24 protein-coding genes are annotated in these 22,474 nt (G+C 71.3%); 9 read left to right on the top strand and 15 right to left on the bottom strand.

The window, feature by feature from the left end:
• Nucleotides 1–30 precede the first annotated feature (30 nt).
• Entirely contained in the window at nucleotides 31–702 is a 672-nt protein-coding gene (nucS, locus tag ACZ62B_RS04135; RefSeq protein WP_073932513.1) for an endonuclease NucS, read from the bottom strand.
• Nucleotides 703–991: 289 nt separating this feature from the next.
• Between nucS and ACZ62B_RS04130 the strand changes: the two genes are divergently transcribed.
• On the top strand, nucleotides 992–1,384 hold the full coding sequence (locus ACZ62B_RS04130; RefSeq protein WP_073932514.1) for an SCO5389 family protein: 393 nt from the start codon (nucleotides 992–994) through the stop codon (nucleotides 1,382–1,384).
• 82 nt (nucleotides 1,385–1,466) lie between these two features.
• Here ACZ62B_RS04130 and ACZ62B_RS04125 read toward each other — a convergent pair whose 3' ends face one another.
• Complete coding sequence (locus ACZ62B_RS04125) at nucleotides 1,467–2,495, bottom strand: LLM class flavin-dependent oxidoreductase (protein ID WP_344568688.1); 1,029 nt, start codon at nucleotides 2,493–2,495, stop codon at nucleotides 1,467–1,469.
• A 242-nt stretch (nucleotides 2,496–2,737) separates the two neighbouring features.
• Between ACZ62B_RS04125 and ACZ62B_RS04120 the strand changes: the two genes are divergently transcribed.
• A complete protein-coding gene (locus ACZ62B_RS04120) occupies nucleotides 2,738–3,070 on the top strand; it encodes an ATP/GTP-binding protein (protein WP_344568687.1) in 333 nt (110 codons plus the stop codon).
• A 6-nt stretch (nucleotides 3,071–3,076) separates the two neighbouring features.
• Here the strand turns inward: ACZ62B_RS04120 and ACZ62B_RS04115 are convergent, their stop codons facing one another.
• From ACZ62B_RS04115 to mce, 7 genes are all read right to left on the bottom strand, one after another.
• Entirely contained in the window at nucleotides 3,077–3,949 is an 873-nt protein-coding gene (locus tag ACZ62B_RS04115) for an ABC-2 transporter permease (protein WP_344568685.1), read from the bottom strand.
• Complete coding sequence (locus ACZ62B_RS04110; protein ID WP_344568683.1) at nucleotides 3,946–5,202, bottom strand: ABC transporter ATP-binding protein; 1,257 nt, start codon at nucleotides 5,200–5,202, stop codon at nucleotides 3,946–3,948. The genes ACZ62B_RS04115 and ACZ62B_RS04110 overlap by 4 nt, the downstream gene beginning before the upstream one ends.
• Before the next feature lie 120 nt (nucleotides 5,203–5,322).
• Entirely contained in the window at nucleotides 5,323–6,096 is a 774-nt protein-coding gene (locus ACZ62B_RS04105) for an ABC transporter permease (protein ID WP_344568681.1), read from the bottom strand.
• A gap of 5 nt (nucleotides 6,097–6,101) precedes the next feature.
• Nucleotides 6,102–7,064 (bottom strand): ABC transporter ATP-binding protein, encoded by a 963-nt coding sequence (locus ACZ62B_RS04100; protein ID WP_469689250.1) that lies wholly within the window; start codon nucleotides 7,062–7,064, stop codon nucleotides 6,102–6,104.
• Nucleotides 7,065–7,138: 74 nt separating this feature from the next.
• Nucleotides 7,139–8,077, bottom strand: a complete 939-nt coding sequence (locus tag ACZ62B_RS04095) for a coiled-coil domain-containing protein (protein ID WP_073932521.1) — start codon at nucleotides 8,075–8,077, stop codon at nucleotides 7,139–7,141.
• A gap of 187 nt (nucleotides 8,078–8,264) precedes the next feature.
• Nucleotides 8,265–12,143 (bottom strand): polarized growth protein Scy, encoded by a 3,879-nt coding sequence (gene scy / locus ACZ62B_RS04090; protein ID WP_468719282.1) that lies wholly within the window; start codon nucleotides 12,141–12,143, stop codon nucleotides 8,265–8,267.
• A gap of 229 nt (nucleotides 12,144–12,372) precedes the next feature.
• A complete protein-coding gene (gene mce, locus ACZ62B_RS04085; protein WP_344568674.1) occupies nucleotides 12,373–12,813 on the bottom strand; it encodes a methylmalonyl-CoA epimerase in 441 nt (146 codons plus the stop codon).
• Between the two features lie 147 nt (nucleotides 12,814–12,960).
• Here mce and ACZ62B_RS04080 point away from each other — a divergent pair, with 147 nt between their 5' ends.
• Nucleotides 12,961–14,184: an acetyl-CoA C-acetyltransferase gene (locus ACZ62B_RS04080; RefSeq protein ID WP_469689249.1), complete on the top strand. Its 1,224-nt coding sequence runs from the start codon at nucleotides 12,961–12,963 to the stop codon at nucleotides 14,182–14,184.
• 42 nt (nucleotides 14,185–14,226) lie between these two features.
• Nucleotides 14,227–15,201, top strand: a complete 975-nt coding sequence (gene meaB / locus ACZ62B_RS04075) for a methylmalonyl Co-A mutase-associated GTPase MeaB (protein ID WP_469689248.1) — start codon at nucleotides 14,227–14,229, stop codon at nucleotides 15,199–15,201.
• A gap of 102 nt (nucleotides 15,202–15,303) precedes the next feature.
• Here the strand turns inward: meaB and ACZ62B_RS04070 are convergent, their stop codons facing one another.
• Complete coding sequence (locus tag ACZ62B_RS04070; RefSeq protein ID WP_469689247.1) at nucleotides 15,304–15,915, bottom strand: PepSY domain-containing protein; 612 nt, start codon at nucleotides 15,913–15,915, stop codon at nucleotides 15,304–15,306.
• A 115-nt stretch (nucleotides 15,916–16,030) separates the two neighbouring features.
• Here ACZ62B_RS04070 and ACZ62B_RS04065 point away from each other — a divergent pair, with 115 nt between their 5' ends.
• Complete coding sequence (locus ACZ62B_RS04065; protein ID WP_344568649.1) at nucleotides 16,031–16,696, top strand: response regulator transcription factor; 666 nt, start codon at nucleotides 16,031–16,033, stop codon at nucleotides 16,694–16,696.
• Nucleotides 16,693–18,120: a sensor histidine kinase gene (locus ACZ62B_RS04060; protein WP_469689246.1), complete on the top strand. Its 1,428-nt coding sequence runs from the start codon at nucleotides 16,693–16,695 to the stop codon at nucleotides 18,118–18,120. Before ACZ62B_RS04065 ends, ACZ62B_RS04060 begins: the two co-directional genes overlap by 4 nt.
• A 12-nt stretch (nucleotides 18,121–18,132) precedes the next feature.
• On the opposite strand, the gene ACZ62B_RS04055 is transcribed toward ACZ62B_RS04060, so the two are convergent.
• The 4 genes from ACZ62B_RS04055 to ACZ62B_RS04040 all read right to left on the bottom strand — a co-directional run bounded on the left by ACZ62B_RS04055 (nucleotide 18,133) and on the right by ACZ62B_RS04040 (nucleotide 20,764).
• Nucleotides 18,133–18,609: a MarR family winged helix-turn-helix transcriptional regulator gene (locus ACZ62B_RS04055; RefSeq protein WP_085571453.1), complete on the bottom strand. Its 477-nt coding sequence runs from the start codon at nucleotides 18,607–18,609 to the stop codon at nucleotides 18,133–18,135.
• Nucleotides 18,610–18,706: 97 nt separating this feature from the next.
• Nucleotides 18,707–19,459, bottom strand: a complete 753-nt coding sequence (locus ACZ62B_RS04050; RefSeq protein WP_344569133.1) for an AIM24 family protein — start codon at nucleotides 19,457–19,459, stop codon at nucleotides 18,707–18,709.
• Between the two features lie 20 nt (nucleotides 19,460–19,479).
• On the bottom strand, nucleotides 19,480–20,130 hold the full coding sequence (locus ACZ62B_RS04045; protein ID WP_344568638.1) for an AIM24 family protein: 651 nt from the start codon (nucleotides 20,128–20,130) through the stop codon (nucleotides 19,480–19,482).
• A 1-nt stretch (nucleotide 20,131) separates the two neighbouring features.
• The gene (locus tag ACZ62B_RS04040; protein ID WP_344569131.1) at nucleotides 20,132–20,764 is read right to left on the bottom strand and encodes an AIM24 family protein; all 633 of its coding nucleotides are present in this window, start codon (nucleotides 20,762–20,764) and stop codon (nucleotides 20,132–20,134) included.
• 206 nt (nucleotides 20,765–20,970) lie between these two features.
• On the opposite strand from ACZ62B_RS04040, the gene ACZ62B_RS04035 reads away from it, so the two are divergent.
• A complete protein-coding gene (locus ACZ62B_RS04035) occupies nucleotides 20,971–21,315 on the top strand; it encodes a DUF3817 domain-containing protein (protein ID WP_073932533.1) in 345 nt (114 codons plus the stop codon).
• Nucleotides 21,312–21,605 carry an MTH1187 family thiamine-binding protein gene (locus ACZ62B_RS04030; protein ID WP_344568634.1) on the top strand — a complete coding sequence of 98 codons (294 nt, stop codon included), beginning with the start codon at nucleotides 21,312–21,314 and terminating at the stop codon, nucleotides 21,603–21,605. Before ACZ62B_RS04035 ends, ACZ62B_RS04030 begins: the two co-directional genes overlap by 4 nt.
• Before the next feature lie 95 nt (nucleotides 21,606–21,700).
• Here the strand turns inward: ACZ62B_RS04030 and ACZ62B_RS04025 are convergent, their stop codons facing one another.
• Nucleotides 21,701–22,024, bottom strand: coding sequence for a hypothetical protein (locus ACZ62B_RS04025; RefSeq protein WP_344568632.1), 324 nt, complete (start codon nucleotides 22,022–22,024; stop codon nucleotides 21,701–21,703).
• Between the two features lie 134 nt (nucleotides 22,025–22,158).
• On the opposite strand from ACZ62B_RS04025, the gene ACZ62B_RS04020 reads away from it, so the two are divergent.
• Nucleotides 22,159–22,383, top strand: a complete 225-nt coding sequence (locus tag ACZ62B_RS04020; RefSeq protein ID WP_344568630.1) for a GntR family transcriptional regulator — start codon at nucleotides 22,159–22,161, stop codon at nucleotides 22,381–22,383.
• The last annotated feature ends 91 nt before the right edge of the window (nucleotides 22,384–22,474 follow it).

Here is a 22,474-nt window from a genome sequence, read left to right as displayed (position 1 = left end):
AACCCGGCCCCCGGTCCGTACCGGCGCGGCTCAGAACAGCCGCAGCTTGTCGTCCTCGATGCCGCGCATCGCGTCGTAGTCGAGGACCTGGCAGCCGATGCCCCGGTCGGTCGCGAGGACCCGGGCCTGCGGCTTGATCTCCTGCGCCGCGAAGACGCCCCGCACCGGGGCGAGATGGGGATCGCGGTTCAGCAGCTCCAGATAGCGCGTGAGCTGCTCCACGCCGTCGATCTCGCCGCGCCGCTTGATCTCCACCGCGACGGTCCGTCCCTCGGCGTCCCGGCACAGGATGTCGACGGGGCCGATCGCCGTCATGTACTCGCGGCGGATGAGGGTGTAGCCCTCGCCGAGGATCTCGATGCGGTCGGCGAGCAGTTCCTGGAGGTGCGCTTCCACGCCGTCCTTGATCAGGCCGGGGTCGACGCCCAGTTCGTGCGAGGAGTCGTGGAGGATCTCCTCCATCGTGATGATGAGCTTCTCGCCCGCCTTGTTGACGACGGTCCAGACGCCCTCCTCGTCGCCGGTTCCCTCCTTCAGGGTGCAGGGCGGCGACATCCAGTTCAGGGGTTTGTAGGCCCGGTCGTCGGCGTGGATCGAGACGCTGCCGTCCGCCTTGACCAGGATGAGACGGGGTGCCGACGGCAGGTGCGCGGTGAGCCGCCCGGCGTAGTCCACGGAGCAGCGGGCAATGACGAGACGCATGGTCGGCAACGCTACTCGACCGGCCGGGGTCGACGCGATTCGCCGTCACACGCGACCCTCGGGGCCCATCTGGCGCGTCCTGAATCTCCGGGAAAACGCTTGTTTCGGCGATGGCCGATTACCGGCCCACAGGAAGTTCCGCATCCGGGCATTCGCCTGGTGCCGTCACCGTCCGTTGCTTACGGTATTGAACGGGAGGTCGCGAACTGTGTACGCAGCGTGTCCGATACCGCGCACTCCCTTATCTGTCAGGCAACCCCTGTTCGTTGGGGGTGCGAGAGGAGAACCCATGTCGCTCGACGTCTCACCGGCCCTACTCGAACAGGCCGAGCGAGGCGAGGTCGACGAAGCTGAATTCGTCGACTGCGTCCGGACCTCCCTGCCCTTCGCGTGGGAGATGATCAGCTCCCTGGTGGCACAGCTGAAGGTGGACGGCGGAGCCTTCGCCGACAACCAGACGCCCCCGCCGGACGAGCAGGCGCGCGGTCAGCTGCTGCGTGCGCTCGCGAGTGACGCGATACGCGGCGCGCTGCAACGGCACTTCGGTGTACGGCTGGCCTTCCAGAACTGCCACCGGGTGGCGGTGTTCCCGCTCGACCCCTCGGTCGACGAGAGGCACGCCCGTTTCACCTCGGTGCGCGCTCAGATACTGAACCAGTCGCCGGAACTGCGCGACTGCTGACGCGCTCCACCGTTCGCTTGCCGCTCCGTACGCGGGAGGTGCAGTTGTACCGGGGCGGCAAGCCTGCGTGAACCCCGCTCGCTCAGCCGAGCCGGGGCAGTACCTCGGCTCCGAGCCGCCGTACGTTCTCCTCGGTCGCCGCGAGGTCGCCGGAGCCCTCGACGAGCAGGGCGAAGCGGGAGATGCCGGTCCGCTCGCTGGTCGCGGCGAGCCGGTCGGCGCACAGTTGCGGGGTGCCCACCGGGTGCAGTCCGCAGAGGAGTTCGGTGTACGCCAGCGGGTCGCGCATCCGCCGCTGCCGCCCGTCCACCGTGACATGGGCCTCAAGTCCCTGTTTCAGCCAGCCGGGCATCGCCTTCATCAGGGTCTCCGCCGCGTCCGTGCGCCGGTCCGCGATCTGGCAGACGCCGGCCGAGACATGGGCCGCGCGGTGGATCTCCCGGGCCGGCCGCCCGCAGGCGCGGGCGTGGTTGCGCCACAGGGCGACCATCTCGGCCTTCTCCTCGTCCCCGACGTGCATGCCGAGCAGCATGGGCAGCCCGCGCTCGGCGGCCAGCCGTACGCTCGCCGGGGAGGTGCAGGCGACCACGACCTCCGGGCCCTCCGTCTCGTCCAGGGACTCCGACGGGCGCGGTACGACGGGCACCTCGCGGAAGCGGTAACGCTCGCCGTCGGCCCCGACGGACGGTTCGCGCAGCCAGCGCACCAGCAGATCGAGTGATTCCGGGAACCCCTTCTCGTACGCGTCCAGTCCGGCCCCGAACACCTCCAGGTCGACCCAGGGCCCGCCGCGCCCGAGGCCCAGTGAGAACCGGCCGCCGCTCGTGATGTGCAGCAGCGCGGCCTGTTCGCCGAGGGCCACGGGGTGGACGGTGGGCAGCACGCTGACCGCCGTACCGACCCGCAGCCGGCGGGTGCGGCCGAGCAGTAACGCGGCCAGGGTGACGGCCGACGGGCAGGTGCCGTAGGGCACGAAGTGGTGCTCGGCCAGCCAGACCGTGTCGAGCCCCGCCTCCTCGGAGACCTCGGCCGAGCGGACCGCGCGGTGCAGCGCCTCTCCCTCGCCCTGCCCGGGGAACTGGGCGGCCAACACGAAACTTCCAACGCGCATTGCTTTCCTGCTTCCTTGGCTCCGACGCGGAGCTCCCCCGCAGGGCATAACCGCCCGACACGTGCCGAGGACACGGCCGGGCGGGGGACTTTGCGGATTGTCTGCAGAATCGGCCACTCAGGAGGGGGCGCCGCATCATCATGGAGGGGACTTGTGACGATTGGTGCCGTACGTGTACCCCCGCGTGCGCCGCGTAGGCTGGACGCGGCCCCAGCATCCTGTATAGCCCCGTGAGGTGTTCTGTGTCCCCGCGTCGCAACCGACCCAAGGGAGCCGGTTCGTCCGGCCGGAGCGCCGAGGACGACCGCTCCGGCCGCTACGGCGGCTGGCAGTCCACGGAGAGCTGGCAGGGCGAGGAGTGGAGCGTACGGCACGTGGCCGGCGCCAGTGCCCAGGGCAAGGCCTACCGGTGCCCCGGCTGCGACCAGCTGATCCCGGACGGGGTGCCGCACGTGGTGGCCTGGCCCGAGCACGCGGGCGTCGACGACCGCCGGCACTGGCACAAGGCGTGCTGGAACGCGAAGGACCGCCGCACCACGCGGGTGCGGCGGTCCCGTAACGCGCCGAAGTTCTGAACGCCGTTACACGTCCCGCTTCTCCAGCAGGGCGAAGGCGCCGCCGAGTGCGGCGCCGGTGGCGACCAGCATGATCCACAGCGGGTCCCAGCCCGACGGGCCGGAATCGCTCAGCGAGTTGGCGTAGAAGATGCTCATCTGGTTCGGGATGGAGTACTCGAACAGCGCCTGCTGCACGTCCGCCAGCGAGGACGAGAACATGAACAGCGCGATCACCAGCGGGGCGAGCACGGCACCGATCATGATGGTGATGGCGCCCGCCGAGTGCCGGATGATCGACCCGATCGCCAGCGACAGCGTGCCGAGCAGCGCCACGTAGAGCGAGACGCCGACCGTGCCCTTCAGCCACTCCTCACCCGAGGGGCTGCTCGCGCCGTCGCCCTCCAGCAGCGCCACGTGCAGGAAGCCGACCAGCGACGCGCACACCAGGGTCACCACGAAGGCGATCAGGAAGAACACCATGGCCTTCGCCGCGAGCACCCGTCCGCGCGAGGGGCAGGCGACCATCGTGGTGCGGACCATGCCGGTGCCGTACTCCGACGCCGTGGTGAGCACGCCCAGCGTGATGATGCACATGCTGCCGAGCAGCAGCCCGAAGAAGCCGAGGGCCAGCGGGCTCTCGCCGCCCATGTCGGGTTCGGCGCTCGACACCACCAGGCCGGTCAGCAGGCCGATGCCGACCACGAGCAGCACGAACACGCCCAGCGTCCACATCGTGGAGCGCACGGACTTGATCTTCGTCCACTCGGAGGCGAGCGCGTGCCCGAGGTGCGTACGGACCACGGGGATCGGCGAGGTGTAGGTGGGGTACGGGGAGCCGGGCGCCGCCTGCCAGTCGGGTGCGGCGGTCTGCGGCATCGGGGGCGGGGGCGTGCTCATCGGGCGTCCTCGGGCTTGGTCAGGTCGGCGGCGGGAGCGGTCGGGGGCGCGGCGGGCGGTGCCGCCGGAGCCTGGACGGGCGGCGCCTGGGGCGCCTGCGGGGCGGGCTGCGCGTACGGGTTGGGCGCGGGGGCGCCCGGGGCCGCTCCAGGGGCGCCCGGAGCGCCGTAGGGGCCCGCGGGGGCCTGTCCGGGCACGCCCTGCGGCGCGGCGAAGGGCTGCCCGCCCTGCTGGGGCGGCGGCGGGGCGTACCAGCCGGGCTGGCCCTGCCCCGGAACCGGCATCGGCGGCTGCGCGCCGGGCGGCAGCGGCTGCTGGAGCCCGGCCTTCTGGTCGGTGGTCGAGCGGTAGTCGACGGCGCCCTGCGTCATCCGCATGTACGCCTCCTCCAGCGACGCCTGGTGCGGCGACAGCTCCCACAGCCGTACGTCGGAGTCGTGGGCGATGTCACTGATGCGCGGCAGCGGCAGTCCCGTCACCCGCAGCGCGCCGTCCTGCTCGGGCAGCACATGGCCGCCGGCCTCGGTGATCGCGGCGGACAGCTTCTCGCGCTGCTGCGGCTCGGTGTCGGGGGTGCGCACGCGCGCGAAGTCGGCGGAGTTGGCGGAGATGAAGTCCGTCACGCTCATGTCGGCGAGGAGCTGTCCGCGCCCGATGACGATGAGGTGGTCGGCGGTCAGCGCCATCTCGCTCATCAGGTGCGAGGAGACGAAGACCGTACGGCCCTCGGCGGCCAGCGCCTTCATCAGGTTGCGCACCCAGAGGATGCCCTCGGGGTCGAGGCCGTTGACCGGCTCGTCGAACAGCAGCACCTGGGGGTCGCCGAGCAGCGCGGCGGCGATGCCGAGCCGCTGGCCCATGCCCAGGGAGAAGCCCTTGGACCGTCTGCGCGCCACCTCGTGCAGGCCCACCACACCCAGCACCTCGTCCACCCGCCGGGCCGGGATGCCCGAGAGCTGGGCCAGGCTCAGCAGGTGGTTGCGGGCGGACCGGCCGCCGTGCACCGCCTTCGCGTCCAGCAGCGCGCCGACCTGACGGGGGGCGTTGGGCAGCCTGCGGTAGGGGTAGCCGCCGATCGTGACCTGACCCGCGGTGGGGTTGTCCAGGCCGAGGATCATCCGCATCGTCGTCGACTTGCCCGAGCCGTTGGGACCCAGGAACCCGGTGACGGCTCCGGGCCGCACCTGGAAGGAAAGGTTGTACACAGCGGTCTTGTCGCCGTACCGCTTGGTCAGGCCGACTGCCTCGATCATGCTCCGCACCCATCGAAAGGTTCAGGACAGCGGGGCACACGCCCCCGTAAGGGTTAGGAGCTTATCGAGGCGCTGACGGTTCCGCTCAAGCCGAGGTAAAAACCGGTCCCGCGCGGTCACTCACTGCGCGTCGCGCCGCTTCAGCAGCAGGTAGCCGCCGACGACCGCGGCGATCACCCAGAGCACCATGATCCCGAGGCCGCCCCAGGGTCCGTACGGGGTGTCGTCGTCCAGGGGCGTCACCACCTGCATGATCTTGCTGCCGGCCTGGTCGGGCAGGAACCGGCCGACCTTCTTCGTGGCGTCGACGTTGCCGAGGATGTTGGAGATCAGGAAGAAGAACGGCATCAGGATGCCCAGCGACAGCATGGGGGAGCGCAGCATCGCGGCGACGCCCATCGAGAACAGCGCGATCAGCGTCATGTAGAGGCCGCCGCCGATCACCGCCCGCAGCACCCCGTCGTCCCCGATCGACGCCTTGTGCTCGCCGAGCATCGCCTGGCCCAGGAAGAACGTGGCGAAGCTGGTCGCCATGGAGACCACCAGGGCGAGCGCGGTGGCGACCGCCAGCTTGCTCAGCAGGAACGTGCCGCGCCGCGGCACGGCCGCCAGCGAGGCGCGGATCATGCCGGTGCTGTACTCGTTCGACACCACCAGCACCCCGAACACGATCATCGCGAGCTGCCCGAGGCTCATCCCGGCGAAGCTGATGAAGGTCGGGTCGAAGGAGAGCCGGTCCCGCGCGCTCATGGTCTCGAACTCGTTCTTCGACAGCGCCGAGATCAGCATGCCGAGCGCGATGGTGACGACCACCGCCAGGGAGAGCGTCCACACCGTGGACGCCACCGACCGGATCTTGGTCCACTCCGACCGTACGACCTGCGTCGCCGTCATGCCGCTCAGCCCTTCTTCCAGCTCTCGCCCCACTGCTGCCGCGGGGGCGCGGGCCTGCCGGTGCCGGTGTGCGCGTGGTACTCCACCGACTCCGCGGTCAGCCGCATGAACGCCTCCTCCAGGGAGGCCTGCTGCGGGCTCAGCTCGTGCAGCACCAGCTGCTGCCGGGCCGCCAGCTCCCCGATGTACTCGGCCTTGGAGCCGTCCACCTCCAGCGCCCCGTCGCCGCTCTCCACGGCGGTGACCCCGGCCTGGCGCAGCGCGTCGAGCAGCCGCTCGCGCTGCGGGCTGCGGACCCGGACGTACGAGCGGGAGTTGTGCTCGATGAACTCGGCCATGGAGGTGTCGGCGAGCAGCCGGCCCTGGCCGATGACGACGAGGTGGTCGGCGGTCAGCGCCATCTCGCTCATCAGATGGGAGGAGACGAAGACCGTACGGCCCTGGGCGGCGAGCGATTTCATCAGCGTGCGGATCCAGTGGATGCCCTCGGGGTCGAGCCCGTTGACCGGCTCGTCGAACATCAGGATCCGCGGGTCGCCGAGCAGCGCGGCGGCGATGCCGAGCCGCTGGCCCATGCCGAGCGAGAACCCCTTGGCCTTCTTCCGCGCCACCGCCGTCAGCCCGACCGTGTCCAGCACCTCGTGCACCCGCTGCCGCGGGATGCCGTTGCTCTGCGCGAGGCACAGCAGATGGTTGTAGGCGCTGCGGCCCGGGTGCACGCCCTTGGCCTCCAGCAGGGCGCCGATGCGGGTCAGCGGGTCCTTGAGCCGGTCGTAGTGCGTGCCGTCGATCCGTACGTCCCCGGCGGTCGGGTGGTCCAGGCCCAGGATCATCCGCATGGTGGTCGACTTGCCGGCGCCGTTCGGACCGAGGAAGCCCGTGATGATGCCCGGTCTGACGGTGAAGGTCAGATCCTTGACCGCCACCTTCTCGCCGTACCGCTTGGTCAGCCCCTCGAGCTCGATCATGCGGCCACGCTAAAACGGGACAAAGCCCTCTGCCACCTCAGTGGCGGAGGGCTTCGTCGATACCTCGGTCGCCGTTACCGGGACTGCTGGGCCGGAACCCCGCGGGAGATCGGCTCGTCCTCGGTGGCGGGCGCGCCGGTCGCCGCCACCGCGGCACCGGTGAGCGTCGCCAGCATCTCGCGCACGTTCGTCAGCTGGGCGTTGATCGAGTCGCGGCGGTTGGTCAGCGCCGCGAGCTCACGCTCGGATTCCGAACGGATCCGGTCGGCCTTGGCGTTGGCGTCGGCCACGATGTCCTCCGCCTGACGCTGGGCCGTCTCCACCGTCTGGCGGGCACGGCGCTCGGCGTCGGTGCGCAGCTTCTCGGCCTCCAGCCGGAGCTGCTCCGCGCGGTGCTCGATCTCCGCGAGGCGCTTCTCGGCCTTCTGCTGGCGCGAGGCCAGGTCGCGCTCGGACTGCTCGCGCCGCTTGGCGAGGTTCGTCTCGAAGTCGGCGGCGGCCTGCGCGGCCTTGGCGCGGGTCTCCTCGAAGAGGGCGTCCGCCTCCTCCCGCTTGGACTGCGCGTCCTTCTGGGCCTCGGAACGCAGCTGGGCGGCGTCGCCCTGGGCCTTCTCGACGATCCGCGCGCCCTCGTCCTCCGCCTTCGACTTGCGCTCGGCGGCGTACGACTCGGCGTCGTTGCGCACCTGCTGGGCGGCCGACTCGGCGAGCTCGCGGTGCTGCTCCGCCGCGCGCCGGGCCTCCTCGCGCAGGTCCTTCGCCTCCTCCTCGGCGAGGCGGAGGATCTTCTCCACACGCGCGCCGAGACCGGCGTACGACGGCTCGGCGTCGTTGACCTGGGCCTGGGCGTTCTGCGTCTCGAGGTGGAGCTCTTCGATGCGCTTTTCCAGAGCGGTGATGCGGGCGAGAGCGCTGTCACGGTCGGAGACGAGCTTGGAGATACGTTCGTCCACCTGAGCGCGGTCGTACCCACGCCGCACAAGCTCGAAGCCGTAGGGGGAAGTGTCGCTCATGGGGTTCCTGTCGAAAGAGACCGGTGAGGTGATAGGTGGAATCCTAGGGGCGAAAGCGCTGTGTCATCGAGCGGATGCACGTTTGATACGGAGAATGACACCCCTTTTGAGTGGCTCGCCGCCGGAATGCTTGCCAAAAGCATGATCAAAGCCCTCACCCTACAAGGGATTTCGTCCGCTTTGCCAGCTATTCCGCCGACTTGCCACCCGTACGGGTACCACCCGCGGCGGCCCCCGCCTTGACCCCGTTGTCCTTCGCGCCCCCCGGCGCCTCGAAGGACTCCAGCGCCTCCAGCACGTCCTGCACGCGGGAGATCTCCGCGTTGATGTCCTCGCGGCGCCGCACCAGCACCTCCAGCTCGCGCTTGCCCTCCTCGACCGTGCGCCGCGCCTCCCGGACCGCCTCGGCCTTCAGCTCCTCGGCCTCCTTCACCAGGCGGGCCTTCTTCTGCTCCGCCTCCTTCAGCAGACCCTCGGCCTTCTTCACGGCGGCGATACGCACCTTGCCGGCCTCGGAGTTGGCCTCGGAGACGATCTCCTTGGCCTTCGCCTCCGCCTTGGCGAGCTGCTCCTCGGCGGCCTTGATGAGCGCGTCGCAGCGGTCGCCCGTCGACTTCATCGTCTCCGCCGCCTCACGGCGGGCCCGCCCGTGCAGCTCCTCGATCTCACCGGTGATCCGGTCGCGCAGCTCCTCCGCGCGCTCCCTGATCTGCGTGGCGTCCCGGCGCGCGCCGACCAGCAGCTCGTCCGCGTCCGTACGGGCCTTCTCCACCCGCGAGTTGCCCTCGACGGTCGCCTCGGCGACGATCCGGTCGGCCTCGCTGCGGGCCGCGCCGACCATCGTGTCCGCCTGCGACTCGGCCTCCGCCGTCGTCTTCAGCGCCTGCTGCTGCGCCTCGGTGAGCAGCTTGTCCGCCTCGGCGGTGGTCTCCGTGATGAGCGTGTCCACCTGCTCGGCCGCCTCGGAACGCCGCTTGTTGGCGTCCTTGCGGGCCTCGTCCAGCGTCCGCTCCGCCTCCTCGCGCGCGGCGGACACCATCCGCTCGGCCTCCGACTCCGCGTCGGACCTGACCCGCTCGGCCTCCTGACGCATCCGCTCCGCGTGCGCCTGCGCCGACCCGACCGTCTCCGCGGCCTCGGCCCGCAGCCGCTCCGCGTCCCCGGTGGCGTCCGCGATCAGCTTCTCCGCCTTGGACACCGACTCCGACCGCACCCGCTCGGCCTCGGCGGCCGTCTCCGCGCGCACCCGCTCGCTCTCCGCGAGGGTGTCGTCGGTGAGCCGCTCCGCCTCACTGCGGGCCTCGGTGATGAGGGTGTCCGCCTGCGTCGCCGCGTCCGAACGGATCCGGTTGGCGTCCTCACGGGCGTCCGCCCGGGTGCGCGCCGCGGCCTGCTCCGCCTCGGCGATCGCGTCCGACGCCTCCGTGCGCACCCGCTGGGCGTGCTCGGACACGTCCGTACGGATCCGGTCGGCCTCCGCGATGGCCTCGGACACCGTCCGCTCGGCCAGCGCCTTCGCGGCCTCCGTCTCCTCCTGCGCCTCGCGCCGCAGCCGGCCCGCGTCCTCGCTCGCCCGCTCCCGCTCCGCGTAGGCGTCGGAGCGGACCCGGTCCGCCTCCTCCTCGGCCTCACGGCGGGTGCGCTCCGCCGCGTGCTCGGCGGCGCTGCGCAGCCCGGCGATCTCCTCCTGCGCCTGCTCGTGCAGCCCCGCCACGGAGTCCCGCACCTGCTGGGCGTGCTGCTCGGCCGCCGACACCATCTCGGTGGCACGCCGGTCGGCCTCCTCGACCAGCCGTACGGCCTCGGCCTGCGCCTCCTCCACGCGGGTGCGCGCCGACGCCAGCAGCTCCTCGCTCTGCTCGCGGGCCCGCTCGCGCTCCTGGTCGGCCTCCTGCCGGGCCGCGCCGAGGAGTTCCTCGGCCTCGCGGCGGCGCCGGGCGGCCTCCTCCTGCGCGGCGGCCAGCGTCTCCGAGGCCTCCGCGGAGATCCGCTCGGCGGCGGCCTGCGCCTCCGCGCGCATCCGGTCGGCGCTGTCCTGCGCCTCCGACTTCAGCCGCTCCGCCTCGGCCGCGGCCTCCGACCGCAGCCGCACGGCGACGGACTCGCCCTCCGCGCGGGACGCCGACGCGTCCGCGGCGGCCTCGTCACGCAGCCGCTCGGCCTCCGCCTCCGCCTGCTGCCGCAGCGTCCGGATCCGCTCGGCGGCCTCCGCGCGCAGCCGCTCGGTCTCCTCGGACGCCTCCCGGCGGATCCGGCCGGCCTCCTCACGCGCGTCGCTCAGCGCCTGCTCGGCCGACGCGAGCCGCTCCTCGGCCTCCGTGTGCAGCCGCGTCAGCTCCCCGGCGGCCTCCGCGCGGCGCGCCTCCACGGCCCGCTCGGTCTCCTCGCGCAGCTCGCGCGCGGCCCGCTCGGCGTCCTCCTTGAGCGCGTCGGCCTGCTCGACGACCTCCGCGCGGTGCCGCTCGGCCTCCTGGCGGGTGCGCTCCAGCGTCTCCTCGGCCTGCCGGCGCAGCGTCGTGGCGCGCTCGATGGCCTCGGTGCGGACCTTCTCGCTGTCGCTCTGCGCGGTGGAGCGCAGTTCGTCGGCGTCCGCCTTCGCCTTGGCGAGCAGCTCCTCGGCGGACTTCGCCGCCTCCTCGATCTGCGCCACGGCCTCCTTGCGGGCCTCCGCGCGGATCTTCTCGCCCTCGGCGACCGCGTCGGCGCGCAGCTGCTCGGCCTCGCCGCGCAGCCGGCGGGCCTCCTCCTGCAGCTCGACCGTCTTGGCGCGGTACTCCTTGGTGTCGTCCTTCGCCGCGCCCTTGAGCTGCTCGGCGATGTCGTGCGCCTCGGCGCGCAGCCGGTCCGCCTCGGCCTCGGCCTCGCCGCGGATCCGCTCGGCCTCCTCGGCCGCCGCCCTGGTGGTCCGCTTGGCCTCCTCGGCCGCCTTGTTGAGCACGTCCTCGGCGGTCTTGGCCGCCTTGGAGAGCTGGGTGGCGGACTCCTCGGCGGTGAGCGTGCGGGCCTTCTCGGAGGCCTCGGCGACGATCTTCTCGGCCTCCGCGCGGGCGTCCGCGACCAGTTGCTCGGCGTCCGCCTTGGTGGTCTCCGCCTCCTTGGTGGCCTCGCTGACCAGCCGCGCCACCTGCTCCTTGGCGGTGCGCGTACGGGTCTCGTTGGCGGACTCGGCGGAGGCGAGCGCCTTCGCGGCGGCCTCCTTCGCCTCGGCGAGCACCTTCTCCGCCTCCGCGCGGGCCTCGCGCAGCGCGGACTCGGCCTGCGCCATCCGCTCCTCGGCGGCCCTGCTGAGCTCCTGCGCCTGGCGGCGCGCGGACTCCGACTCGGTGGCCGTCGACGTCCGCAACTGCTCGGCGTGGTCGGTGGCCTCCTGCGCCTGCGTCGAGGCCGCGTTCAGCAGCCGCTCCGCGTCCGCGCGGGCCCGGCGCAGGATCTGCTCGGCCTCCGCGCGGGCCGACTCCGCCTCGCTCTGCAGCCGCTGCCGGGCCTCGGCCGTCAGCCGCTCCGCCTCCGCGCGGGCGGCGGCCATCGCCTGCTCGGTCTCCGCGCGGGACTCGTCGAGGAGCCGGCGGGCCTGCTGCTCGGTGCGGGCGCGCAACTGCTCCGCCCACGCCACGTTCTCGTTGACGTGCGACTCGACGGTCTGCCGGCGCTCCGCCAGCTCCTGGTCGAGCTGCTGGCGCCGTGTCACCGCCTCCTGGTGCAGCTCCGCCTGGAGCCGGGCCGCCTGCTCCGCGTGCTCCTGGAGGATCCGCTGGGTCTGCGCCCGCGCCTGGCTCAGCTCCCGCTCGGCGTCCGCGCGGAGCTGGTCGGCCTGCACCTGCGCGTTGCGCAGCAACTGCTCGGCCTGGTAGCCGATGTCGCCGCCGTCGTACGCGGGCCGGGACATGATGGTGCGCCGCGCCTCGTGCAGCTTGGCGCGCAGCACCTCGACCTGGTAGCCGAGGTCCTCGGCGTGCTGGATCGCCTTTTCCCGCTCGGTCTTCAGCCGCTTCATCTCGGCTTCGAACCGAGAGAGGTGGTCGACGTCAGCCGCCGGCTCTCGCTCCTGGCTCTCGTAGCCCCGCACTGCGCGGTCCCATCCGTCCCCTGGTCGCAAGTCTGGCCGAGCTCCGTTCATCCGCCGAACGGGGCCCCCGGGGAATGGTGTCAGATCAACGGCGGAGCATGGGCTGCCGCCCCGCGCTCGCCCCCCGAAAACCGGACCCCGGCGATCCCGCCGCCAAAGACGACGGGACTGGGTCACCACGCATCGAGCGGCGACCGGACCCAACCCTACCGGCCCTTATGTACGTGGGTCAGTGCCCGGACGACTCAACGGACGCCGAAGTGACCAGTTCTGTCAGTACGCCATGGCAGTCCTTGGGGTGCAGGAAGGTGATCCGTGACCCCATGGAGCCGCGCCGGGGCTCTTCGTACAGAACGCGTACGCCCTTGTCCTTGATGTCCGCGGCCTCCGCGTCCACATCCGCCGTACCGAAGGCGATGTGGTGGACGCCCTCGCCGTTCTTCGCCAGCCACTTGGCGACGGTGGAGTCCTCCCGGATCGGCTCCAGGAGCTGCAGGTAGGAGGCCCCGCCGTCGGAGGTGTCGTTGATCTTGAGCATGGCCTCTCGCACGCCCTGCTCCTCGTTGACCTCGGAGTGGAACACCTCGAAGCCGTAGGTGGCCCGGTAGAACTCCACGGTCTTGTCCAGGTCGAAGCAGGCGATCCCGATGTGGTCGATTCGCGTCAGCATGGATTCAGTGCAGCGCTCCCACGACGGTTACGCAACGTGCGCGCGATCACACCGAAAGGACGATGACGTGGTCCACCGCACGTCAGTACATTCGAAGTAAACCCTCGTTCACTCCTCGGCTGTGCAGCCGGAAGGGGACCGCAGCTCATGACTTCCGCATCCTCGGCATCTTCCGCATCGAACGGCACGACCTCCGTCATCGTCGCGGGCGCCCGCACCCCCATGGGGCGGCTGCTCGGTTCGCTCAAGTCCTTCTCCGGAGCCGACCTCGGCGGCTTCGCGATCAAGGCCGCCCTCGACCGTGCGGGCATCGGCGGCGACCAGGTCCAGTACGTGATCATGGGCCAGGTGCTCCAGGCCGGGGCGGGCCAGATCCCGGCCCGCCAGGCCGCCGTCAAGGCCGGCATCCCGATGAACGTCCCGGCGCTCACCGTCAACAAGGTGTGCCTCTCCGGCCTCGACGCCATCGCCCTGGCCGACCAGCTGATCCGCGCCGGCGAGTTCGACGTGATCGTCGCCGGCGGCCAGGAGTCCATGACCAACGCCCCGCACCTGCTCCCGAAGTCCCGCGAGGGCTTCAAGTACGGCGCGGTGCAGATGCTCGACGCCATGGCGTACGACGGTCTGACCGACTCCTTCGAGAACATCGCCATGGGCGAGTCCACGGAGAAGCACAACACCCGCCTCGGCATCGCCCGCCCCGAGCAGGACGAGATCGCCGCCCTGTCCCACCAGCGGGCCGCCGCCGCGCAGAAGAACGGCGTCTACGAGGCCGAGATCACCCCGGTCGAGATCCCGCAGCGCAAGGGCGACCCGGTCCTGTTCAGCAAGGACGAGGGCATCCGCGGCGACACCACGGTCGAGTCGCTCGGCAAGCTGCGCCCGGCCTTCGCCAAGGACGGCACGATCACCGCGGGCACCTCCTCGCAGATCTCGGACGGCGCGGCGGCCGTGGTCGTGATGAGCAAGGCCAAGGCGCAGGAGCTGGGCCTGGAGTGGATCGCCGAGATCGGCGCCCACGGCAACGTGGCCGGTCCCGACAACTCCCTCCAGTCGCAGCCGTCCAACGCGATCCGGCACGCCCTGAAGAAGGAGGGCCTGGAGGTCTCCGACCTCGACCTCATCGAGATCAACGAGGCATTCGCCGCGGTCGCCGTGCAGTCAATGAAGGACCTGGGCGTTTCCACCGAAAAGGTGAACGTCAACGGCGGTGCCATCGCGCTGGGTCACCCGATCGGGATGTCCGGCGCCCGGCTCGTACTGCACCTGGCGCTGGAGCTGAAGCGGCGCGGCGGCGGCGTCGGCGCGGCGGCGCTGTGCGGCGGTGGCGGCCAGGGCGACGCGCTGATCGTGCGGGTGCCCAAGGCCTGAGCCGGTTTCTTTACAGGTTTTCCTCTCGTGAACGGAGCTGTGATGCAGGACGTCTCCTCGCTGGTCGCCCAGGCCAGGGAAGGCAGGCCACGGGCCGTGGCCCGGCTGATCTCCCTGGTGGAGGGGGCGTCCCCGCAGCTCAGGGAGGCCATGGCGGCCCTGGCGCCGCTGACCGGGAACGCGTACGTGGTCGGCCTGACCGGCTCCCCGGGCGTGGGCAAGTCCACCTCGACCTCGGCCCTGGTGACCGCGTACCGCAAACAGGGCAAGCGGGTCGGCGTCCTGGCCGTCGACCCGTCCTCCCCCTTCTCCGGCGGAGCCCTGCTCGGCGACCGCGTCCGCATGTCGGAGCACGCCTCCGACCCCGGCGTCTACATCCGCTCGATGGCCACCCGCGGCCACCTGGGCGGCCTGGCGTGGGCCGCCCCCCAGGCCATCCGCGTCCTGGACGCGGCCGGCTGCGACGTGATCCTGGTCGAGACGGTGGGCGTAGGACAGTCGGAGGTGGAGATCGCCTCCCAGGCCGACACGTCGGTGGTGCTCCTGGCCCCCGGCATGGGCGACGGCATCCAGGCGGCGAAGGCCGGAATCCTGGAGATCGGCGACGTCTACGTCGTCAACAAGGCCGACCGCGACGGCGCCGACGCCACCGCCCGCGAGCTGAACCACATGCTGGGCCTCGGCGAGTCCCGTGCCCCCGGCGACTGGCGCCCGCCGATCGTGAAGACGGTCGCCGCGCGGGGCGAGGGCGTCGACGAGGTCGTCGAGGCCCTGGAGAAGCACCGCGCCTGGATGGAGGAGGGGGGCGTCCTGACGACCCGCCGCCTGGCCCGAGCCTCCCGAGAGGTCGAGACCATCGCGGTGACGGCCCTCCGCGAACGCATCGGCGACCTCCACGGCGACCGCCGCCTGGACGCCCTGGCGGAACGCATCATCGCGGGCGACCTGGACCCGTACCGAGCGGCGGACGAACTGGTGGAGGGCCTGACCGCAACCAGCCCGTCCGGTACCAACTAGCCCGTCCGGCACCAACCAGCCCGTCCGGCGTTTGAGGACAAGGGGGTCCGGGGGCACGGCCCCCGGGGACGGGACGGGAAGGGGCGGCGGGGGCGAAAACGATCAGTCGTCGTCCGAGTCGCCCCCGTCGTCGTCCCGGTCGGCCGTGACGGAGCCACTGCCCAGATCGACCCGCCAGTCCCGCTCACCCCCGGAGGAGACCCGCGTCTCGGCCTCCCACCCCTTGTCATCGTCGTCGTCCAGATCCACCGACGTCACCGTCCCCTTGGCGGCAGCCGCCTCCGCGGCCTCCCCGGCCGTCACCGACGCCCCCTTCAACGCGGCCCGCACCTCGTCGGCGTCGTCCTCGTCGTCCTTCGAGGCGCCCAGGACCTTCCCGCTGCCCGGATCGACGCGCACGCTGTGCCAGGTGTCCCCGCCACCGAGGACGTCGACCTCCCAGACCGCCTTGCCGCCGTTGTCGTCATCGTCGTCGTCCAGCTCGGCGGAGACGGCCGTACCCGGCGTGTGCTTCAGCGCGGCGGCGATGGCGTCGGCGGCGGTCACGCCACTGGGGACGGCACGCTCGTCACGGTCGTCGTCCCCCGCCCGGCTCTCCGTCTGCGCCACCGGCGCCGGCCCGTCGTCGTCCCCCGAGACCGCGAGGGCCGTAGCCGCCCCGCCCCCGACCAGGGCCGCGGCCGTGACGACGGCGATCACGATGTTGCGCTTCATGCGAGTTCCTCCCGAGTCGCTTCGTTTTCGACGCCTTCAATCTCGCCGACCGACGCTGAAAGGAACCTGAACCCACCTGAAGGGATCTTCAGCTTCGTTTTGCGACCCTTACGGCATGCGCCTGCTGATCGTGGAGGACGAAAAACGCCTAGCCCTCTCCCTCGCCAAGGGCCTCACCGCCGAGGGCTACGCCGTGGACGTCGTCCACGACGGCCGGGAGGGCCTGCACCGGGCCACGGAGGGCGCGTACGACCTCCTGATCCTCGACATCATGCTGCCCGGCCTGAACGGCTACCGGGTCTGCGCCGCCCTGCGCGCCGCCGGCCACGACGTGCCGATCCTGATGCTCACGGCGAAGGACGGCGAGTACGACGAGGCCGAGGGCCTCGACACCGGCGCCGACGACTACCTCACCAAGCCGTTCTCGTACGTCGTCCTCGTCGCCAGGATCAAGGCGCTGCTGCGCCGCCGGCCGGGCGCCGGGGCCTCCCCGGTCCATGTGCACGGCGACCTCAAGGTGGACACCGCCGCCCGCCGGGTCTTCCTGGGGGAGGACGAAGTGGCCCTGACCGCGAAGGAGTTCTCGGTCCTGGAACACCTGGTGCTGCGGGCCGGTGAGGTGGTCTCCAAGGCCGACATCCTCGAACACGTCTGGGACTTCGCCTATGAGGGCGACCCCAACATCGTCGAGGTCTACATCAGCTCCCTGCGCCGCAAACTGCGCGCCGGTCTCATCCGTACCGTGCGCGGCGCCGGTTACCGCCTGGAGACGGCGCCGTGAGCCGCCTGTTCGGCTCGGTCCGCGCACGGGCGACGCTCGGCGCCACCCTCGTGGTCGCGGTCGCCCTCGTCGCGGCCGGCACCGCCGTACTGCTGTCGCTGCGCTCCAACCTGACCGCCGAGGCGGGCACCCAGGCGGAACGCTCCGCGCGGGCGGTCGCCTCCGAACTCGCCGCCCGGACGCCGTACGACCGACTGTCGGGGCTGGACGGAGACGACAGCCCGGTGCAGATCGTCGACGAGGACGGACGACTGGTCGCGGCGAGCGAGGACCTGCGACGGATCACCGGCACGGCGACGACCGACGTGACCCCGCAGCCGCCGAAGCCGGACGATGACGACGACTCCGGCGACGACTCGGACGACTCCGACGACGATTCCGGTGAGTCCCTCGCCCCCGGCGAGATCTCCGCCGAGACCACCTTCAGCAACGGCTCGGCGACCATCGACGGCGACACCGAGGACTACCGCTTCGCCGCAGTGGAGGTGGCGACCGACGACCGGGGCCGCCTCACCGTCCACGCGGGCGCCCCCCTCGCCGCCGAACACAGCGCCGTACGGACCGCGCTGACCGCGATGCTCATCGGCTTCCCGCTGCTCCTGACGGTCGTCGGTGCGGTGACCTGGCTGGTCACCGGACGTGCCCTGCGCCCGGTGGAGGGCATCCGGAGCGAGATGGCCGCGATCACCGCCTCCGAGGACCTCGCCCGCCGCGTCCCCGAACCGGCCACGCACGACGAGATCGCCCGCCTCGCCCGCACCACCAACGAGACACTGGCCGCGCTGGAGGCGTCCGTGGAGCGGCAGCGGAGGTTCGTCGCCGACGCCTCGCACGAGCTGCGCAGCCCGATCGCGTCCCTGCGCACCCAGTTGGAGGTGGCCGCCGCCCACCCCGAACTGCTCGACCTGGACGGTGCCGTCGAGGACACCGTGCGGCTCCAGCACCTCGCCGCCGACCTGCTGCTGCTCGCCCGCCTTGACGCGGGGGAGCGGCCCGCCGACGCCCGGGTCGACCTGTCCGCGCTGGCCCGCGAGGAGGCCGCGGGCCGTACGGGCGTGACGGTGGACGCGGAGCCGGCGGAGGTGACCGGATCGCGGGGGCAGCTGGGGCGGGTGCTCGCCAATCTGCTGGACAACGGCCGGCGGCACGCCCGCGAGCGGGTCACCGTGACCGTACGGCGGGAGGGCGACTGGGCGGTCCTGGAGGTGGCCGACGACGGCGAGGGTGTGGCCGAGGCCGACCGGGAGCGGATCTTCGAACGGTTCGTACGGCTGGACGCCGCCCGCAGCCGCGACGACGGTGGCGCGGGGCTGGGGCTGGCGATCGCGCGGGATGTGGCCGTACGGCACGGCGGGACGCTCACGGCGTCCGCGGCGCCGTACGGCGGAGCCCTCTTCGAACTCCGCCTGCCGCTCGCCCGCTGAGCCCGGGGGCCGTCAGTGGCGCCCCCGCTGCCCCCGCAGATGCTCGGCGATGGGCTTGAGGGCCTTGTCGAGCTCGGTGAGGGCCTCGGGGGAGAGCAGGTCGATGAAGTGCCGCCGCACGGACGCCACGTGGTGCGGCGCGACCTTCTGCATGGTCTCCATGCCGTGGTCGGTGAGGACCGCGTACAGCCCGCGGCGGTCGGACTCGCAGTTCTCCCGCCGGACCAGGTCCGCGTTCTCCATGCGGGTGATCTGGTGCGAGAGGCGGCTCTTGGACTGCATGGTGGCGGAGGCGAGGTCGCTCATCCGCATCCGCCGGTCCTCCGACTCGGACAGGTTCACCAGGATCTCGTAATCGTTCATCGTCAGGCCGAACGGCTGCAGATCCTTCTCGAGCTGGTACGTCAACAGCCTGTTGACCTCCAGGTGGGTGCGCCAGGCGCACTGCTCCGCATTGGTCAGCCAGCGGGTGGCCGTCTCGGTCTCCATGAATGAAGTCTACCTAAGAAAGTTGAATGGCGAACTAATAAGGCTTCCGTGTGACACCGTGCTCAGGCGTTCGATGTCACACCCCGCACATTACCGCTCACAGCCCGAAGCGACGCTGGAGGTCTCCGAGCTGTCCGGGAAGGCGCGGTGTGCCCGCCCCCTGCCCGTGGCCACCCGGAACCCCGCCGCCGGGCACCCCCGGCTCGTTCGGAGTCACCCCCGTGGCCTGCTCCGCCATCAACGTCTCGGACGACTGGAGCAGTACGGTGCCCGCCCCCACGAACTCGAACTGGTGCTCCTCGCCGGAGGCCCCGCCGAGGCCCGTCATCGCACGTAGACCGCCCATCAGGCCGGTCATGTAACCGTGGTCGTAGTGGTGGCACGGGGAGGGGCAGTCCGCCCATCCGACCAGCGCCTGCGGATCCACCCGGATGGGAGGTTCCATGAACACCACCGGGCCGTTGGAGGCGGCCACGAACTTTCCGGTTCCGATCAGCGTCAGAAAACCCGGCACGATCGACTGCTTGAGCGCGAGACTTGGCTGAAAAGCGAGGAGGTTGCCCGAGCGAATGGTCAGGTTGCCGTCCTCGAGGTCGTACGAATTCACATCGAAGGCCCGGTCGGCGAGGAGCATCTTGCCCGAGCCCTCCGCCACGACCCAGTCGCTCGCGTGCAGTGGCGAATGGAACGACGTACGGACAAGTCGGTCGAGTCGCCCGTGCCCGATCCCGTTGAACTCGATCGAACCGTAGTAGGCGATCATCTTCCCCTTCTGCATGAACCACTGGGTGCCCTTGAGCTCCACGCAGAAGGTGTAGGCGTCGACGTTGTCGTCGGACGGCAGCGTCATCGGGTCGTGGACAGTGCCGCTCACAGTTTCTCCTCGGACGCCTGGACGTACACGGCACCGCTGCCGCTCAGCTCCAACTGGAAGGCCTCGCCGGAGCCGCGGCCCACCATGTCCCGCCAGCCGAGGGCGGTCGACAGCTTGTTGCGGACGTCGCCATGGTGGGCGACGTAGGCCTGCGGGTCGACGTGCACCGGCCGCTGCGGGGTGATCGGGACCTCGATCACCCCTCCGTGGGCCATCACGGCGACGGAGCCGTGCCCCTTCAGCGAGGTGGTGAACAGCCCCTGCCCGGAGACCTGCCCCCGCACCATGCCCATCACCCCGCCCTGCGAGCCGAGGAACACCGTGCCCTGCTCCAGCGTGCCCTCGAAGGCCAGCAGCCGGTCGGCCTCGACGTACAGCGTGTCCCCGGCGAGGTCGATCACCTGGATGTGGTGGCCGCCGTGCCCGAACAGCACGGTGCCGCTGCCCTCCACGGTCATCAGGGGCGTGTCCTCGTCGGCCACCCGCCGCCCGATCATCGACATCACCCCGCCCTGGCCGCCCGCCATGTTCGGGGTGAAGCTGACCTCCCCCTTGTACGCGAGCATCGCGCCGCGCTGACTGAACAGCCGCTGACCCGGCGACACGGTCGCCTCGATCATCTTCGCGTTGATCTCCCGGAAGCCCATGTCACACGTCCCCCGCGATCGTGTTCCGCTCACTGGGCTGCACGTAGACCAGCCCGTCGCCCTCGAACCGGATCTGGAAGGCCTCGCCGCCGCCCTCGCCCAGCAGCGTGCGGAAGGTCACACCCGACTGGAAGGACTGCCGCAGGTTCCCCTGGTGGGCCACATAGGCGCCGGGGTCGACCGTCAGCGGGTACTGCGGGCTGACCCGGAGCAGCACCGCCGGCCCGTCCGACATGATCGCCGCCTGGCCGTGCCCCTCGACCGTCGTCGTGAACAGCCCGTTGCCCTGCGAGGCCCCGCGCATCCCCGTGAACGTGGTCCCGGTGCGCAGCCCGCCGTCGGTCGCCAGCAGGTTGCTGGACTCCACGTACAGCTTGTCCCCCTGCAGGCCCACCAGATTGATCTCGGAGGCCCGGTCCGCGAAAAAGCAGGTCCCGTGCCCCTTCACCTCCATCAGTGTCATCTGCTCGCCCGTGAGCCTACGGGTCACCATCCCCCGCAGCCCCTCCCCACCACCGCTGAGCTTCTTGAAGGCCATCTCACCGTCGTACGCGACCATGGAGCCGTTCTTCGCCTTCACGGCGTCCCCGGTCATGTCGACGGCGAGCACCTTGCTGCTCTGAAGTCGGAACATCGCCACGCTTGCGACGGTAGCCGCACCTTCGCCCCCACCGACAGATCCCGAGGGTGGAGTCGCACCCCGACCGGCCCCCTACGGGACGCGCGGGACCCCCTCCGGTGATCGCGGACGGCGTTTGCCACAATGGCGGGGCGCTTGTGCGTCCGTTCACAAGCCGTCCGACCCGTAGACGCCGACGTCTCTCCCACCGAAGGTGACCCGTGGACATCAAGACCGCCTCCGCCCTCCGCCGCCTCCGCCTGGTCTCGGGCCCCGAAGCGATCTCGTTCCTGCTGCTGCTCGTCTGCTCGGTCCTCAAGCGGACCACGGACTTCAACGCCGTCCCGGTGATGGGCGCGGTCCACGGCTTCCTCTTCGTCCTCTACGTGCTCTTCTGGGCCGACGCCTGGAACCGCGCCAAGTGGTCGCTTGGCACCGCCGCCTTCTACTTCCTGATGTCGGTCCTGCCCACCGGCGGCTTCTTCGCCGACCGCCGCCTCAAGCGCGAGGCCGAGGACGCGGTGATCGCCTCCCGCGCCCGTAACGAGGGGGTCGTGGGCGCGTGATCGTCGCCTTCTCGGTGACCCCGCTCGGCGTCGGCGAGGACGTGGGGGAGTACGTCGCCGACGCCGTGCGCGTGGTCCGCGAATCCGGCCTCCCGAACCGCACCGACGCGATGTTCACCTCGATCGAGGGCGACTGGGACGAGGTCATGGACGTGGTCAAGCGCGCCGTGGCCGCGGTGGAGGCACGCGCACCGCGCGTCTCCCTGGTCCTCAAGGCGGACATCCGCCCGGGTGTGGAGGACGGTCTCACGTCCAAGGTGGAGACCGTCGAAAGGCATCTGGCCGAGTGACTGTGGGCGGTGGACGGTGTCCACCCGAGACCCGGTGGATGTACCGGACTATCCGGCACATCCACCGGGTCTCTTTCTGTGTCCGCCGCCCGCTGCTATCGGCCGGACTCGTCCGCCTGTCCACCACCTGACGGCTCAGGGCCGTCCATCCCCAGCCGCTCACCGCGCAGGACCGCGACCAGGACCGCTTCCTCGACGGAGTGCGCGACGAAGCGCAGGGCGGTCCTCAGCTCCGGCTGGGTTGCCCCGGTGTCCTCGGCCAGGCCCCGTGCCCGAGCGGCGTCGGCTCGTGCCGTCTCGATCAGTTCGGCCTCCAGGACGTCGGCCAGCCGGTTGACGATCCCGTCGCCCGGTGGGACGAACACAGGCCGGTCGCCCTCTCGCCAGGGCAGGCGTCGAAGCTGGGTAGTGTCGTGCATGTCGTCGCTCCTTCGTAGCGTCGGCCACGCCCCGGGGCCGTTCGCGCGGTCGCCGGGGTACTTACGGTGACGACCTTACGCGGTTACGCGTTTACGCGGTAGCTCGTATCCGCATTCCCGCGGACGCTGGAGGCATGGAACTTGATCGCGCCGTTCCCGTCTGGCCCCAGGTGGCCGCAGACCTCCGCCGACGTCTGGACGCCGGCGAGTGGGAGCCTGGTGAGCGCTTCCCCGGTACGGTCACGCTGGCAGCGGAGTACGGGGTGACACAGTCGACGGTCCAGAAGGCCGTCGTCGCCCTCCGGGAGGAGGGCCGCCTGCGTACGGTTCTGGGGGCGGGGAGTTACGTCCTGCGCTGACGGCCGTTCACGCGCCACTGCGAACGGTCCCGCCGGACCGTCGTACGCGGAGATACCGATGAGTGAGACAGGGCTGACCGACATATGACCG

The organism is Streptomyces sp. NPDC053426, from assembly GCF_055585405.1.
Note: the sequence above shows the minus strand (reverse complement) of the source record. Positions and strands in the feature narration are given on the sequence as shown.

Coding starts and splice junctions, on each gene's coding strand:
- nucS (WP_073932513.1), bottom strand. CDS start 702: ATGCGTCTCGTCATTGCCCGCTGCTCCGTGGACTACGCCGGGCGGCTC.
- ACZ62B_RS04130 (WP_073932514.1), top strand. CDS start 992: ATGTCGCTCGACGTCTCACCGGCCCTACTCGAACAGGCCGAGCGAGGC.
- ACZ62B_RS04125 (WP_344568688.1), bottom strand. CDS start 2,495: ATGCGCGTTGGAAGTTTCGTGTTGGCCGCCCAGTTCCCCGGGCAGGGC.
- ACZ62B_RS04115 (WP_344568685.1), bottom strand. CDS start 3,949: ATGAGCACGCCCCCGCCCCCGATGCCGCAGACCGCCGCACCCGACTGG.
- ACZ62B_RS04110 (WP_344568683.1), bottom strand. CDS start 5,202: ATGATCGAGGCAGTCGGCCTGACCAAGCGGTACGGCGACAAGACCGCT.
- ACZ62B_RS04105 (WP_344568681.1), bottom strand. CDS start 6,096: ATGACGGCGACGCAGGTCGTACGGTCGGAGTGGACCAAGATCCGGTCG.
- ACZ62B_RS04100 (WP_469689250.1), bottom strand. CDS start 7,064: ATGATCGAGCTCGAGGGGCTGACCAAGCGGTACGGCGAGAAGGTGGCG.
- ACZ62B_RS04095 (WP_073932521.1), bottom strand. CDS start 8,077: ATGAGCGACACTTCCCCCTACGGCTTCGAGCTTGTGCGGCGTGGGTAC.
- mce (WP_344568674.1), bottom strand. CDS start 12,813: ATGCTGACGCGAATCGACCACATCGGGATCGCCTGCTTCGACCTGGAC.
- ACZ62B_RS04080 (WP_469689249.1), top strand. CDS start 12,961: ATGACTTCCGCATCCTCGGCATCTTCCGCATCGAACGGCACGACCTCC.
- meaB (WP_469689248.1), top strand. CDS start 14,227: ATGCAGGACGTCTCCTCGCTGGTCGCCCAGGCCAGGGAAGGCAGGCCA.
- ACZ62B_RS04070 (WP_469689247.1), bottom strand. CDS start 15,915: ATGAAGCGCAACATCGTGATCGCCGTCGTCACGGCCGCGGCCCTGGTC.
- ACZ62B_RS04065 (WP_344568649.1), top strand. CDS start 16,031: ATGCGCCTGCTGATCGTGGAGGACGAAAAACGCCTAGCCCTCTCCCTC.
- ACZ62B_RS04055 (WP_085571453.1), bottom strand. CDS start 18,609: ATGGAGACCGAGACGGCCACCCGCTGGCTGACCAATGCGGAGCAGTGC.
- ACZ62B_RS04050 (WP_344569133.1), bottom strand. CDS start 19,459: ATGACGCTGCCGTCCGACGACAACGTCGACGCCTACACCTTCTGCGTG.
- ACZ62B_RS04045 (WP_344568638.1), bottom strand. CDS start 20,130: ATGGGCTTCCGGGAGATCAACGCGAAGATGATCGAGGCGACCGTGTCG.
- ACZ62B_RS04040 (WP_344569131.1), bottom strand. CDS start 20,764: ATGTTCCGACTTCAGAGCAGCAAGGTGCTCGCCGTCGACATGACCGGG.
- ACZ62B_RS04025 (WP_344568632.1), bottom strand. CDS start 22,024: ATGCACGACACTACCCAGCTTCGACGCCTGCCCTGGCGAGAGGGCGAC.
- ACZ62B_RS04020 (WP_344568630.1), top strand. CDS start 22,159: ATGGAACTTGATCGCGCCGTTCCCGTCTGGCCCCAGGTGGCCGCAGAC.